The sequence below is a fragment of the Ligilactobacillus animalis genome (genome assembly GCF_009933595.1).
GTDB classification, from domain to species: domain Bacteria; phylum Bacillota; class Bacilli; order Lactobacillales; family Lactobacillaceae; genus Ligilactobacillus; species Ligilactobacillus animalis.
Map to the genome: position 1 here is coordinate 17592 of NZ_CP047141.1, position 15092 is coordinate 32683.

Annotated in this window: 10 protein-coding genes; 7 read left to right on the forward strand and 3 right to left on the reverse strand. The window is 42.3% G+C overall.

From position 1 onward, the window contains the following. Positions 1-418 precede the first annotated feature (418 nt). Complete coding sequence (gene dnaB / locus GSR62_RS00085) at positions 419-1807, forward strand: replicative DNA helicase (RefSeq protein WP_010690115.1); 1389 nt, start codon at positions 419-421, stop codon at positions 1805-1807. 67 nt (positions 1808-1874) lie between these two features. Continuing rightward, on the forward strand, positions 1875-3752 hold the full coding sequence (gene asnB / locus GSR62_RS00090; protein WP_035446991.1) for an asparagine synthase (glutamine-hydrolyzing): 1878 nt from the start codon (positions 1875-1877) through the stop codon (positions 3750-3752). Positions 3753-4353: 601 nt separating this feature from the next. Here asnB and GSR62_RS00095 read toward each other — a convergent pair. From GSR62_RS00095 to thrC, 3 genes are all read right to left on the reverse strand, one after another. Continuing rightward, positions 4354-5205 (reverse strand): Rgg/GadR/MutR family transcriptional regulator, encoded by an 852-nt coding sequence (locus GSR62_RS00095; RefSeq protein WP_066023735.1) that lies wholly within the window; start codon positions 5203-5205, stop codon positions 4354-4356. A 618-nt stretch (positions 5206-5823) separates the two neighbouring features. Beyond that, a complete protein-coding gene (locus GSR62_RS00100; protein WP_010690119.1) occupies positions 5824-7182 on the reverse strand; it encodes an aspartate kinase in 1359 nt (452 codons plus the stop codon). 23 nt (positions 7183-7205) lie between these two features. Then, positions 7206-8699: a threonine synthase gene (thrC, locus tag GSR62_RS00105; RefSeq protein WP_035446987.1), complete on the reverse strand. Its 1494-nt coding sequence runs from the start codon at positions 8697-8699 to the stop codon at positions 7206-7208. A gap of 171 nt (positions 8700-8870) precedes the next feature. On the opposite strand from thrC, the gene GSR62_RS00110 reads away from it, so the two are divergent. The 5 genes from GSR62_RS00110 to GSR62_RS00130 all read left to right on the forward strand — a co-directional run bounded on the left by GSR62_RS00110 (position 8871) and on the right by GSR62_RS00130 (position 14877). Next, positions 8871-10154, forward strand: coding sequence for a homoserine dehydrogenase (locus GSR62_RS00110; RefSeq protein WP_035446985.1), 1284 nt, complete (start codon positions 8871-8873; stop codon positions 10152-10154). Between the two features lie 3 nt (positions 10155-10157). Continuing rightward, a complete protein-coding gene (thrB, locus tag GSR62_RS00115; RefSeq protein WP_066023734.1) occupies positions 10158-11030 on the forward strand; it encodes a homoserine kinase in 873 nt (290 codons plus the stop codon). Between the two features lie 320 nt (positions 11031-11350). Beyond that, positions 11351-12898, forward strand: coding sequence for a UDP-N-acetylmuramoyl-L-alanyl-D-glutamate--2,6-diaminopimelate ligase (locus GSR62_RS00120; protein WP_052006312.1), 1548 nt, complete (start codon positions 11351-11353; stop codon positions 12896-12898). After that, on the forward strand, positions 12898-14154 hold the full coding sequence (locus tag GSR62_RS00125) for a carboxylate--amine ligase (RefSeq protein ID WP_010690124.1): 1257 nt from the start codon (positions 12898-12900) through the stop codon (positions 14152-14154). Before GSR62_RS00120 ends, GSR62_RS00125 begins: the two co-directional genes overlap by 1 nt. Positions 14155-14160: 6 nt before the next feature. After that, positions 14161-14877 carry an aspartate/glutamate racemase family protein gene (locus GSR62_RS00130; protein ID WP_010690125.1) on the forward strand — a complete coding sequence of 239 codons (717 nt, stop codon included), beginning with the start codon at positions 14161-14163 and terminating at the stop codon, positions 14875-14877. The last annotated feature ends 215 nt before the right edge of the window (positions 14878-15092 follow it).

Below are 15092 nucleotides of genomic sequence, written 5' to 3' on the forward strand. Positions count from 1 at the left end.
TCAGGGACCATAAGTTCTTTGGCAGCAAGTTGCATAGTCGGATTTTCTAATTTACTCAGTGCAAGTGATTTAGGTAGGATAGTTACCAAGTAGCGAATAACACTAGGTAAAATGAAATATTGTTTAGGGCTATATGGAAGTCGACCACGTGCTACTAGTAGATAGCAATCTTCAAACTGGATAATAGTCCATCTACTGTCAAATGGTGGCTCAAACATTCCTTGATCGGGCATGATATAAGCTGTCGGATATCGTTTGCGTATTTTCTTTAGTGTAGAATTGATCGTGATATAAAACAAGGTAATATTTTTTAAATTTTGGGGGTCAGTGATATATAGGTAACAATAGATTCGACCAGCCTATTTTTTATGTTATAATTTCAAGTTGTACACTTAAATTACAGAAAGGATGAAGCTGGTTGGATAATGAACTTTTAAATGACAGCTTACCACCGCAAAATATTGAAGCGGAACAAGCTGTTTTAGGGGCTGTCTTCTTGAGTCCTGATGCTTTAGCTGATGCGATGGAATTTGTGGAAGCTAAAGATTTTTACCGGCGTGCCCATCAATTGTTGTTCCAAGCAATGATCGATTTAAACGACGATGGAGAAGCAATTGATGTTTTAACGGTCAATAACCGCCTTGAGATGAACAACCAACTCGATGATGTCGGTGGGGTCGCCTACATTGCTGAATTGGCTTCATCCGTGCCGACAGCAGCCAATGTGGGATATTACGCCAAATTGGTGGCAGAAAAAGCTGTCCTCCGCCGGGTGATCGCAGCGGCAACCAATATCATCACCCAAGCCAAAGAACAAGATGAGCCCGTTGCCGATATCTTAGAATCGGCAGAACGGCAGATCATGGAAGTGGCGGAAAATCGCACTCAAAGTGGCTTTAAAGAGATCAGTAAAGTTTTGACTGATTCCTTAGATGAGATCGATAAATTGTCGCAACAAGATGAAGATATCACCGGGCTTGCAACGGGCTATAAAGATTTTGACCATATGACAGCTGGGCTACAGCCAGATAACTTGATCATCTTGGCTGCCCGCCCGGCCGTGGGTAAGACGGCCTTTGCCTTGAATATCGCGCAAAATATCGGGACTTCGACTGATAAGACGATCGCATTGTTCTCTTTAGAAATGAGTGCGGAATCGCTAGTTAACCGGATGTTATGTGCAGAAGGGTCGATCAGTGCTAATCACTTGCGCACCGGGCAATTAGATGAGCAAGAATGGGCTAATCTGATCGTGGCAGTCGGGGCCCTTTCAAAAACGAGTATTTATATCGACGACACGCCAGGGATCAAGATGTCTGAGATCCGTGCCAAGAGTCGGCGGTTAGCTAAGGAAAAAGGCGATCTCGGTCTGATCGTGATCGATTACCTACAGTTGATCGAAGGCTCTAACAAAGAAAGTCGTCAACAAGAAGTTTCTGAGATCTCGCGTCAATTAAAGAAATTATCAAAAGAGCTCTCAGTTCCGATCATCGCCTTATCCCAGCTCTCACGTGGGGTCGAACAGCGCCAAGATAAACGGCCGGTGTTGTCCGATATCCGTGAATCTGGATCGATCGAGCAAGATGCTGATATCGTAGCGTTCCTTTACCGGGATGACTACTATGAGCGAGCTGACGGGGATGACGATGATACAGACAACGATGGCCAACCGGAAAATCAAGATGTCGGTGAAGTTGAACTGATCATCGAAAAGAACCGTGCTGGTGCGCGTGGAACGGTTAAGCTTTTATTTATCAAATCATATAATAAGTTTGCCAATATTGCCTATACGCCAGAACCGCAGTAAGTTTTGACAATTGGCGTAATAAAGGGTAATCTAAGGCAGTAAACAGAGTAAAAGGAGAACAAACATTATGTGTGGTTTTGTTGGGTATGTAAACCAAACTGATATTCCAGATAACACAATTGAAAAAATGGCGGATCGTATCCGTCACCGTGGTCCAGACGATGAAGCATATTTTGCAGACGAAGGGGCTGCAATGGGATTCCGTCGCCTTTCGATCATCGACTTGGCTCATGGTAAGCAACCAATGTATAACAGTGATGAAACTAAAGTCTTGACCTTCAATGGTGAAATTTACAACTATCGCGAAATTCGTGAAGAGTTGAAAGCTTTAGGGTACGAATTTAGAACAGATGTTGACTCAGAAGTTTTGATCCATGGTTATGATGCTTGGGGTCCTAAATTATTAGATAAACTACGTGGAATGTATGCTTTTGTGATCTATGACCGCAAGACTAAAGAAGTCTTTGGGGCACGTGACCACTTTGGTATCAAGCCAATGTATTACTATGATGATGGCCAAAGTTTCTTGTGGGCATCTGAGATCAAAGCTTTCTTAGATCATCCAAAATTTGTGAAGGAATTTAATGAAAAACTTTTACCAATTCATTTGAGTTTTGAATTTATCCCTTCTAAGGAAACAATGTTCAAAAATGTCTACAAGCTTTTGCCAGGTCATTACTTTATCCATAAAGATGGCAAAACAGAGATCCATCAATACTACAAATTCAACTACGATCACATTGATGAAAATCAAACGATCGAAGGCGATGCTAAGAAGATCCAAGGCTTAGTCGACAACTCAGTCAAGGCTCACATGGTCGCAGACGTTGAAGTTGGTAGTTTCTTATCCAGTGGTGTCGATTCAAGTTATGTTTTGAACGAAGCTGCTAAGTTAAAACCGATCAAGTCATTTTCACTTGGGTTCAACAACTCCAAATATAGTGAATTAGATTGGTCTTCTCGCTTTGCTAAAAAGATCGGTCAAGAAAATACGCAGATCACGATGGATGGCGATGATTACTTCGACATCTTACCAACGATCATGTACTACATGGACGAACCACTTTCTAACCCATCAGCAATGCAACTTTACTACCTTTCCAAGGGAACTAGAAAACAAGTTAAAGTTGCGCTTTCTGGTGAAGGGGCTGACGAATTCTTCGGTGGTTACAACACTTACTTAGAAGCTCGTCCATTTGAAAAATATCAAAAATATGTTCCAGCTGGTTTGCGGAGCGCACTTGCTAAGATGGTGATCAACTTACCTCGTTTCCATGGCCAACGTTTCTTGGTCCGTGGGGCACAACCATTGAGCGAACGCTACTACCGGGTAAACTATGTCTTTAACTATCATGATCGAGACAAGATCTTGAAGAACAAGGACTTAAACGTTGATTCCGGTGCTTACACCAAGCATATTTTTGATGACGTTAAAGATAAAGATGAAATGACGCAAATGCAATACTTTGATATCAACACTTGGTTACCATTTGATATCTTGCATAAGGCTGACCGGATGAGTATGTGTAACTCACTTGAAGTGCGGACACCATTAGTTGATAAAGAAGTGGCTGCCTTTGCGGCTACAATGCCGATCAAGACACGTATCCGTGGCGATGAAACCAAGGTCTCATTGCGGACGGCAGCTGCAGCTGAATTACCAAAAGATGTGGCAAACAAGGAAAAACTTGGCTTCCCATCCCCAATTGCTAGCTGGATCAAAGAAGACAAGTTCAGAAAGCGGATCGAAGAAGCCTTTACTTCTGATGTAGCTAAGAAATTCTTCGAACCAGAGGCCTTACTTGAGATCTTACAAGAACATATCAACGGTAAGTCTTCAATGCAAAAGATCTTCACTATCTACACCTTCATCTTATGGTATCAAGTGTACTTCCCAGAAGACACGACAGCGGATACTGTAAGCAAGGTAAAGATCACAAAATAATCTTTTCCCCCAGTTGAATGACTGGGGATTTTTGTGTATATACAAAAATGCGGGGAGTTTGATGCTATTGGCAGTATTAGGGATACTGGGCAGTGGAATAAACGAGAATTTATAAGTGTAAAATGCACGTTCAAACAAAAATATTGTTTGAAGTAGCATGAAAAACTATGATTAAGGGTAAAAATGAAGGAATTGGATGCGTAAGGCTACGGAAAGGGCAGTGAAGCAAAATAAGTAGCAGATAGTGTCTCAAAAATGATACACCTGTATCTTTTTTGAAGAAAAAGCAGATAAATAAAGTTTTAGCGACTATAATCAAGATGTTAGCAAGTACTATATTGCTAATTAGGGAATATCTTAGGGAGATGAATGAGCATTTGACTGAGACATTTGTTGAGTAGCTTACAAGAAATGGTGATGTTGCTGGTCCTAGGTCGGGCAGTACACCCATCCAGTAGATCGTCCGAACTCAGGCTATGTTTGTTTTTAGTGCACTATAAGATAAGTGGTGGATCAGAGATCTTTATGGTTTTTGGTCCACTATTTATGTGGTAGATCAAATAAGCAGGTAGCCTTCCTTGCTACGGGAGGCTACCTACTTTTAGTTAGTTATCTGTAAAATGGTCTGTTCAAATTTTTCAGCCAAATTAGGCATATCGAGAAATTTAGCGGTCGCAATGCATCTAGTTAATGGACGGCGCCAAGTATTGGCTGGTTGATGGAGTAATAATTTCTTGAGATTGGTAAAAAATGTGAGTAACAACTTTTCGTAGACCAGATTTTCAGTCAGGTCATAATTTTCGAGTAACGTGAGATAATGTGAAGCATTGACGTAATTTTGGTGCTGAATAAAATAAAAAATAATATCACAGATCAAATTGAAACTTTTCTGATTATACGGTGTAGCACTGCCAAATTTAGCTAGATTACGTTCGATCTTGGCCAAAAATGGTTCGAGTTCTGCGGGGGAAAGTGCGGGTAAGATCAATTGGAAGAACTTAAACTCATAGTCGGTCCAAGAAAAAGCTTGGATCAAATATGTGTATAAAGCATTGTCACTTAAGTTATATGGTTGTGACTTAAGTTGACGGATCACTAGATCTAAGGCACCTAAAACATGGGTGTAAAAATCATTGTGCTTTGGCTGGGCGAGTGATTGCGCTTGGCGATAACAAAGGATCAGCCCCTCATGATCCTTTGCTCGCGCAGCCAGGATGACTTTGAGAAAGAACGTATCTTCTTTAGAAGTATTATAGCCGTTAGCAATATATTCTAGCTTGGAAAATGAAACATGGAGCTGATCGAGTAAAGCGAGTAAGTGTTGGCTATAGATATCGGTCTTTCCAGAAATAAAACGGTTGTAGCTTGAACGCGACATATTATCGCCGATCAGGTCAGAGACCTTGATGTTCTTGTTGGTTCTAAGCTCTGAAATAACTTTGTGATATTCCATTGCTTTAAAGCGCTATATAGCGAATATGGAATTATGCAAGTTGCATAATTTAGAAAGAAATATAGCTTTCCTTTCATAATTTTGTGCAATAACTACGGGAAAAGTAAGCCCATCTTCCACATTTTACCTTTCTAAGATGGTTTGTAGCTCAGTTATGGGGGAGTTTGCTTTCCATAGTAGTATTAGTTTTATCTTTTTATATATAGTACTTTCTAAGGAGAACGTTTACAAGAAAAGTGTCTAATCTGACACAAAAGTACCTTTTTAGCACAAAAACAGGTCAAAAAACTAAAGATAGATTAGAATATAGCTATAGATCAGCTAATATATATCTGTAAGAGAGAAACACAAAATCCATAAAAGAGACACTTTATTACAGAAACGCATCCACCCAATATAGCTCCTGTATAATATATTGCTGATTTTTGATGGATCAGACTTTGATTCATTATTTAGGTTTGAGACTTAGTATATGAGTTTTGATCTGATACGCTATATAGCTTAAGATCCCACCCAGATCTTAAGCTATATTGTGCGTGTAGAGTGTAAGCAAATGCGATAAATAAAAGAGCCTTACCCTGATGTGTGGCATCGTGGTAAGGCTCTTATTATTGACAGTTATTTTTGTTCAAAAAAAGCTTCATAAATGTATTTGACAGCTTTATCAGCATCAGCGCTCTTAGTCCCGAGCATGATCGAAACTTCAGATGACCCCTGGTTGATCATGTGGATGTTGATATTGTGATCTGAGATAGCTAGGATCACATCTTTCATGATCCCGATACGATTGATCATCCCTTCGCCAACGACCATGATCAAGGCATAGTCATCGATCCAGCGCAATTCATCGGGTTGGATCACCGCACGAATATCACGGGATACGGCTTCTTTTTTAGCTTCAGTCAACTGACTGTTATCAAAGATGATGGTCAGATCATCGATCCCAGAAGGCATGTGTTCATAGGAGATCCCGTACTTGTAAAGGATGTTTAAGATCTTTAGAGTGAACCCGACTTCTTTGTTCAACAGGAATTTGTGCAAGTACAGTGCGGAAAAATGTTTAGCACTTGAGATCCCAGTGATCGGGGTGATCGGAGTAAATTCTTGATACGGAATGATCATTGTGCCGGGACGCTCTGGATGGTTAGTATTTTTAACGTTGATCTTGACCCGTCCTTCGATCGCAGGGACGATCGCTTCATCGTGAAAGACCGAAAAACCAGCATATGAGAGTTCGCGCATCTCACGGTAAGTCATTTTGGTGACCGCGTATGGATCATGGACTAATTTAGGATTAGCCGCGTAGATCGCATCCACATCGGTAAAGTTTTCGTAGAGTTCAGCGTTTAACCCGCGGGCCACGATCGCCCCGGTGATGTCTGAGCCACCACGTGAGAAAGTCGCGATCTCACCTTCTTTTGTTACCCCAAAAAACCCGGGAAATATCAATTTCTCATCCGCATAGTCTAAACGAGCTAAGTTCTCATAAGTCACGGGTAAGACTGTGGCGTCGTTAGGATCAGAGCTGACTAATAAGCCAACTACACGGGGATCGATGAAACGAGCTTTGATCCCTAGATGATTTAAGATCAAGGTCAACAGGCGGGCATTGAAATATTCCCCATGTGCTTTAAAAGCTGCTAAAAGATATTCGGCACTGGGATAAGTCCGCTCTTGGAGCTGTTGTAATTCTTTTTTGAGCCAAGTAAGTCCCTCAGCTGGTAACTCAAAAGTTTGGGCGATCTCTTGGTAGCGGTCAAAGATCTTTGCTTGGACTTCTGTTGTATCTAGATAATTTAAAAATCGTTCCGCATAAGTGATCAAAAGGTCGGTCACTTTGATATCATCGCTAAAACGTTTGCCCGGAGCCGAGGTGATCACGGCTTGGCGCTCTGGTTGAGCGGTCACGATGGCGATAACTTTTTTGAACTGTTCTCCGTTAGCTAAAGAACTTCCACCAAATTTAACAACTTTCATAACAAAAAACCTCTATATCTTATCTAATTTTGCTCAACGAGTTTGAACACTAATTTTTTCATATCTTTAGGATCACAAGTCAGATCATGTAAGAGTGGCGCAGTAAAGAGTTCCGCGATCGTTTGCGGATAAGGCTGGGCGATCACTTGCTGTAACTGTTCCAAGGCCGCTAATCCAGTGGCTTCTTGGCGCTTGTCTAAAGCATCTAAGACAGCTTCTGGGAATTTATACGGGCTAGCAGTAGAAACGACGATCATCGGAGTGAGGTCGTCTGTCTTTAACTGGTATTGGCGGGCGACAAACGAACCGACTGCAGTATGAGGATCGAGCGGATAAGCTTCTTTTTCAAAAACGCGTTTGATCTCGGTTGCTGTCTGGTCGATCGTGGCGAAATCAGCAAAGAATTCAGCTTGTAATTTAGCGATCAACTCAGCGTCAAGCGTATAAACGCCACGAGTACTGAGTTGGTTCATCAATTGCGCCGTTTTAGCTGCATCTTGGTCTAACGTATAGAATAATAAGCGCTCTAAGTTGCTGGAGACTAAAATGTCCATCGAAGGCGAAGTCGTCACGTGGAATGGACGTTTGCGGTCATAGATCCCGCTGGCAAAAAAGTCAGTTAAGACATTGTTTTCATTTGAAGCACAGAGCAATTTTTTGATCGGTAGCCCGAGTTTTTTAGCGTACCACCCAGCTAAAATATCGCCAAAATTCCCCGTTGGTACACTGAAGTTGACCGCTTGCCCTGCGGTGATCTTACCGGCTTTGAGCATTTGGCCATAAGCGTAGAAGTAATAGACCATTTGTGGGAAGAGACGCCCGATATTGATCGAGTTAGCTGAGGAGAATTGATAGCCCTGCTGACGTAGCGCAAGTATCATATTAGGATCATCGAAGATCTCTTTGACCTTGGTCTGAGCATCATCGAAGTTTCCCGTGATCGCCACGACATGGGTATTAGCGCCGGTCTGGGAGCGCATTTGCTTTTCTTGGACTTCGCTGACCCCGTCTTTAGGATAAAAAACGATGATCTGGGTATCTTTAACGTCGGCAAATCCCGCCATGGCAGCTTTACCAGTGTCACCTGAAGTCGCAGTTAAGATCACTGTTTTTAGCGCTGTTTGATTTTTTTGGGCTGCTAATTGCAGTAAATGAGGCAATAATTGCAATGCAAGATCTTTAAAAGCGATCGTTGGACCGTGGAATAATTCCAAATAAGCGAGCTCATCGGTGAATTTGACGGGCGTGATCTGGGGTGAGGTAAAGTTATCCCCATAAGCTTTGGCAATACATTCTTGTAATTCGGTAGCAGTATAATCACTAAAGAATGGTTGTAAAATTTTTAAAGCCAATTCTTGATAAGTTAATTTTGGTAGATCCATTAATTCCAAGTTTAGTTGGGGTAAATGATCTGGGACAAAGAGACCGCCATCGGGACTCAGGCCTTGTAAGACAGCTTGTGAGGCTGAAAAGGGAGTAGCATGGTGGTCACGCGTGCTACGGTATGAAATTGCCATAAGCTCACATTCCTTTCGAGTAAATTTGAGTTCATACTACCAAAGTAAAGTTAAAATAACAAGTAAAATTTATTAGTTAAATTAAATTAGGTGTTTAAAATATTTTGAGTGGAATTTGAATATGTTAATATTAAGAAAATATGACTTTTTTAGACACGGAGGAATGCGCGCATGAAGACGATCGATATTGGGATCTTAGGCTTAGGAACAGTAGGTAGCGGGGTCGTGAAGATCTTACAGGATAATGCACAAAAGATCACAGACATCACGGGTTGCAAATTAAATGTCAAAACGGTGGTCGTGCGTGATGTGACCGCTAAGCGCAATGTGGATCTGACGGGGATCGAATTGACCGATGATTTTACCAAGTTAGTGACCGATGATGATATCAAGATCGTCGTCGAAGTGATGGGGACAGTCGAGACTGCGCGGAGTTATATCAAGCAACTACTCAATGCCAAAAAACATGTGGTGACGGCTAACAAAGATCTGATCGCCCAACATGGTCCTGAGTTATCCGAGCTTGCCAAACAAAATCACTGTGATCTCTTTTATGAAGCTAGCGTTGCTGGGGGGATCCCGATCTTGCGTACGATCGTCAATTCATTTGCGGCCGATCAAGTAGAGTCGGTCTTAGGGATCGTCAATGGGACGACGAATTTTATTTTGACCCAGATGACACAAAATGGACTCTCATATGCCCAAGCTTTAAAACTTGCGCAGGAAAAAGGTTTTGCAGAAGCTGATCCAACTAATGATGTCAAAGGTAAGGATGCTGCTTATAAGATGATCATTTTGACGCAGTTTGCCTTTGGGAAAGATATCACTGTCGATGATGTGAAGCTCGAGGGGATCGATGGTGTGCAGCTGGCCGATATCAATGAGGCGGCCCAACTAGGCTATACGATCAAATTGTTAGGGATCGCTAAGCTCATCGATGATAAATTGGACGTTTCAGTCGGACCAGTGCTCGTCCCTAGTTCACGTCCGTTGGCAGCGATCCAAAATGAAAATAATGCCGTTTTAGTGACCGGTAAGGCTGTCGGCGAGACGATGTTTTATGGTCCAGGTGCTGGTGAATTGCCGACCGCTAACAGTGTTTTGAGCGACATCATCGCGGTCACCAAAGATATCGTCTTAGAGACTACTGGTAGTCGCTTTAACGGCTATGTCAAAAACGTTGCTTTGGCCCCAGCAAGTGATGTGATCTATCCATACTATCTTTCTTTGGTACTTCCCGACAAACCGGGACAGATGTTGAAATTAACTGAGATCATGGCCAAACAAAAGGCTAGCTTCAATGTGATCAAACAGACTGGTGAAAGCCAAGGTACGGCGCGGATCTCGCTTGTAACACATACGATGACCGAGGCGCAACTGAATGCGATCAAGGCAGAGTTAAAAGAAATGCCCGAGATGCAGTTACTGGCTGCGTATAAAGTATTGGAGGGGTAATGTATGCAAAAGATCATTGTACCCGCTAGCAGTGCTAATTTGGGCCCCGGCTTTGATTCCCTAGGGCTAGCCGTTGATCGTTATTTGACATTAGAGGTGTTGGAAAAAATGCCTAACTGGCAGATCGAACATGACCTTGGACCGGAAGTTTCACATGATGAAACCAATTTAGTCATTAAATCAGCTTTGACCTTAGATAAAGATCTCACACCGCACAGAATAAAAATGAACTCTGAGATCCCCTTGGCGCGTGGCCTTGGCAGTAGTTCGGCGGCGATCGTGGCGGGGTTGAAATTAGCCCAAGTTTTATCGGCTAAACAGTTTTCGGACCAAGAATTACTTGAGGTAGCTACTAAGCTCGAAGGTCATCCCGACAACGTGGCTCCAGCGTTATTCGGGGGACTGACGATCTCACTGATGGTAAATGAGCGCCCACAAACGATCAAGGCTACCTTTCCTGAGATCGGGCTGTTAGCGTATATTCCTGATTTTGAATTAGAGACTAAGGTCAGTCGCAGCGTCTTACCCGAACGATTGGAATATGCGACTGCAGTCCGCGCGGGAAGTGTGGGCAATGCTTTAGTGGCAGCCTTATTGACTGACGATCTAGAGCTGGTGGCTGAATTGATCGAACAAGACGGCTATCATGAGCCGTACCGTGAAAAATTAGTCCCGCATTTAAAAATTTTACGTGAATTAGGCCATAAAGTAGGGGCTAAGGGTACGTATTTGAGTGGGGCTGGCCCGACTGTAATGACGCTGATCGCACCTGAAAAGATGGCTTCATTCATCAAGGCTGCCAGAGAACACGGCTTGACCGGTGAATTTACCCAATTAGCAGTCGATCAAAAAGGCGCCCGTAGTGAAGAAATTTAAATAACCTTGTTAAAACAGACCTAAAACTAGGAAGAGTAGTTTTAGGTCTGTTTTTATCTATGCAGTCGATTATTGGGATATGAGAAACTTTACCGAAACTGGGATCGAATGGATCGTTCATGAAATTTCCTCCTTTATACTTGTAAATAATAAACTTAGCTTTAATTTACTTTAAAGATAGGATAAAATAACACTTGGAAGACTAGCATGAATTTTAGATGGATGTATCAAACTAAATTATAGTAGTGCTTTGGCTTCGTATTGTATTTTTTTTTGAAAACATGAGATAATCAATAAGATATAAAAATGAGTATGAGGAGATGCAGTCAGGCGTGCTAGCTGTACCAGAGATAAAGAAATTATTACAAGAACACCAATTATTGCAATCACTTGTGATCGCACCAAAAGCAGAAATGTTTACCGAAATTACATACGATTCCCGTAAAGCTGGAGCCCAAACGCTATTTATCTGCAAGGGTAATTTTAGACCTGAGTATTTAGCTAGTGCCAAAAAAGCCGGGGCAACAGGCTATGTGGCGGAACAGTATTACCCAGAAGGCGATGGGATGACCGCGATCATCGTTTCCGATGTTCAAAAAGCAATGGCCTTGTTGGGTGCTGCTTTTTACGATTATCCCCAAAATGAATTGTTCATCATCGCTTATACGGGGACAAAGGGCAAAACGACCTCGTCTTACTTTGCCCGTGGGATCTTAGAAACAGCGACTGGCGATCGGACCGCGTTATTTTCCACGATCGACCGGATCTTAGGACCTGAACCAGACCAACGTTTTAAATCCAACTTGACCACGCCCGAGTCCTTGGATCTATTCCACGATATGCGTCAAGCGATCAATAACGGGATGAATCATTTAGTCATGGAAGTCTCCTCACAAGCTTATAAGAAGAGTCGTGTCTATGGCCTGAAATATGATATCGGGCTATTTTTGAATATTTCACCTGATCATATCGGTAAAAATGAACATCCGACTTTTGAAGATTACCTGTTCTGCAAAGAACAACTACTTTTGAACTCTAAGACTTGTGTGATCAATGCTGAAACAGCACATTTGTTGGATGTTTATCAAACAGCTAAGGCGAGCGTAGGGACCGAAAATATCTATCTTTATGCCCGCAAAGATGCGCAGCTGAGTTTTGATGTGCCGGTCGATTTTGAGATCGCTAATGATTTTGAAGATCTTAAACAAAGTGAATTTAAATTGAGCGCTAAGACTAAAAAAGCACAGGCCTTGGCGATCGATGGCACTTATACGATCGCTTTAGCGGGTGATTACAATGAAGGTAATGCGGCGAGTGCGATCATCGCTTCAGCTTTAGCCGGGGCACGTAAAGCAGTCGCACAAGAAGCTTTACCACTCGTTAAAGTTCCCGGTCGGATGGAAATGTTAACGTCCAAAGAACACGGAACGGTCTACATTGATTATGCCCATAATTATGCAAGTCTGAGTGCATTGCTCAAATTTTTACGGCAACAGACACATGCCGGAAAGATCAGAGTCGTGGTCGGAAGTACCGGTGATAAAGGGGTCTCACGGCGCGAGGGCTTTGGGAAAGCACTGAGCGAAGAAGCTGATATTGCTTACTTGACGACTGATGATCCTGGATTTGAAGATCCAATGCAGATCGCCCAAGAGATCGATGCGCATATCGATCATGAGCGTGTTGAAGTCATTTTTGAACTTGATCGTAAAAAAGCGACCCGTTTGGCGATCGAAGCTAGCACAGCTGAAGATGTTGTTGTTTTAGCGGGCCGCGGTGAAGATAAGTATCTAAAAGTTAAAGGTGAAGAGATTTTATATCCGACCGACGTTGAATTGGCACAAGAGATTTTGGAGGAACTAGAGTAATGGCAATTGAAACAGCAGATTTTACCCCGATCCTTTTGGGGAGCGATTTTAATGTGTACGGCATGGCGCGTTCATTTTATGAAATATTCCATAAGCCGGTCAAAGCATTTGCGCAACGAGAATTAGCTCCAACACGCTTTACAAAGATCGTGGATCTCGAATTGATCGATGGTTTTGCTGAAGATCCAGTCTGGATCGAAGAGATGTTAAAGATCAAAGAACGCTATCGTGACCATGCAGAACCGGTCATCTTGATCGGGTGTGGCGATGGGTATGCAGAGCTCATCGTGCGCCACAAAAAGGAATTAGAGGATGTCTTTGTTTGTCCATATATCGATGTTGATATGTTGCATCAGTTGAACAACAAGGAAAACTTCTATAAGGTCTGTGAAAAATATGACCTCCCTTATCCTAAGACTCAAATTATAACCAAGGAAATGCACGACAGCGGTGAGAAGATCGAGCAACCATTTGACTATCCGGTAGCTTTAAAACCGGCTAATAGTATTGCTTGGTTAGATGTTAAATTCGAAGGACGTAAGAAGGCTTTCCGGATCCAATCGCGCGAAGAATTTGACCGGATCGTTGACTTATCCTACACTAATGGCTATACGGGTGATTTTATCTTACAAGATTTCATCCCAGGTGATGATAGTAACATGCGGGTCTTAAATGCCTACGTTGACCAAGATCACAAGGTCAAGATGATGTGTTTAGGTCATCCATTATTGGAAGATCCAGCTCCATCTGCGATCGGTAACTATGTAGCGATCATGCCAGAATACAACCAAGAGATCTATGATACGATCCAAAAATTCTTAGAAGAGATCAAGTTTACCGGTTATGCTAACTTTGATATGAAATACGATGTGCGTGACGGCAAATACAAGCTCTTTGAGATCAACTTGCGCCAAGGCCGCAGTAGCTTCTTTGTGACCTTGAATGGTTATAACTTGGCACAGTGGGTCGTACGTGATTACGTGACGGGTGATCTTAAGGACGCAGAAACGCTTTACTGCAATGAACATAACGACCACGCTGCTTTATGGTTGGGTGTTCCAGTGAAGACTTTCAAAAAATATGCCCGTGAAAATGAAGCAAAGGAACGTGCTTTAGAGTTGATCAAAGAAAACCGTTATGGAACAACATATGAATATTCTGAAGATATGAATCCTAAGCGGTGGTTATTGATCAAGTGGATGAACCACAATTATGTAAAGAATTTTGCCCGTTATTTTGCAGAAAATAAAGGATAAGATACGATGAAAAACTTTTTTACAATTATCGGTGGTATGGGAACGATGGCGACCGAAAGTTATATCCACCAGTTGAATTTACGCACTAAGGCGCACCAAGACCAAGATTATTACAACTACACCTTGGTCAATCATGCGACAGTGCCAGATCGAACGGCGTATATTTTGGATAATACCAAGCCTAACCCGCTACCAGAATTGATCGAAGATTTTAAGCAATATGCGACGCTGGGACCAGACTTTTTCACTCTACCATGTAATACGGCGCATTATTTTTATGATGAGCTTGCTAAAGCTGTCGATGTGCCGATCTTACACATGCCTAAAGAAACGGTCGCTGAGATCAAAAAGCGCTATCCGGAAGCTAAAAAAGTCGGCTTAGTTGCAACGCAAGGTACGATCCGTGATCAGATCTACGATAAAGAGATCTTAGCTGCTGGCTATGACTTAGCTAAGCCAAGTCCAGCCGTTCAAAAGATGACTGACGAATTGATCTATGATGATATCAAGGAACAAGACGTGGTTGATGGTAAGCTATTCCATGACCTAGTAGCCCAAATGATCCAAGAAACGGGCTGTGATGTTGTGATCTTGGGCTGTACTGAATTATCACTTGCCCAAGAGCGCGAACCGATCACTGACTTACCGATCGTGGATAGCCAATCTACTTTGGTCGACCGTACGATCGAGTGGGCTGATAAAACACAAAAGAGTGTGAGATAGCTTTTTTTGATGCTAAAGAGACTGTCGAGTGTAAAGTTTCCTTCCGCAAAGCGCGTGAGTTAGTCAAAATACTGAAAAAGTGAACAGATCAAAAAGTCGTTAAACAAGGGGGGAGTCTTGTTTAACGACTTTTTGGCAATTATTAGTTAGAGAGTGAGATCGATGAAACTATGTGACACGTGGACAGGGGCAGCCTAAAAAGTTAAGCAGGATGT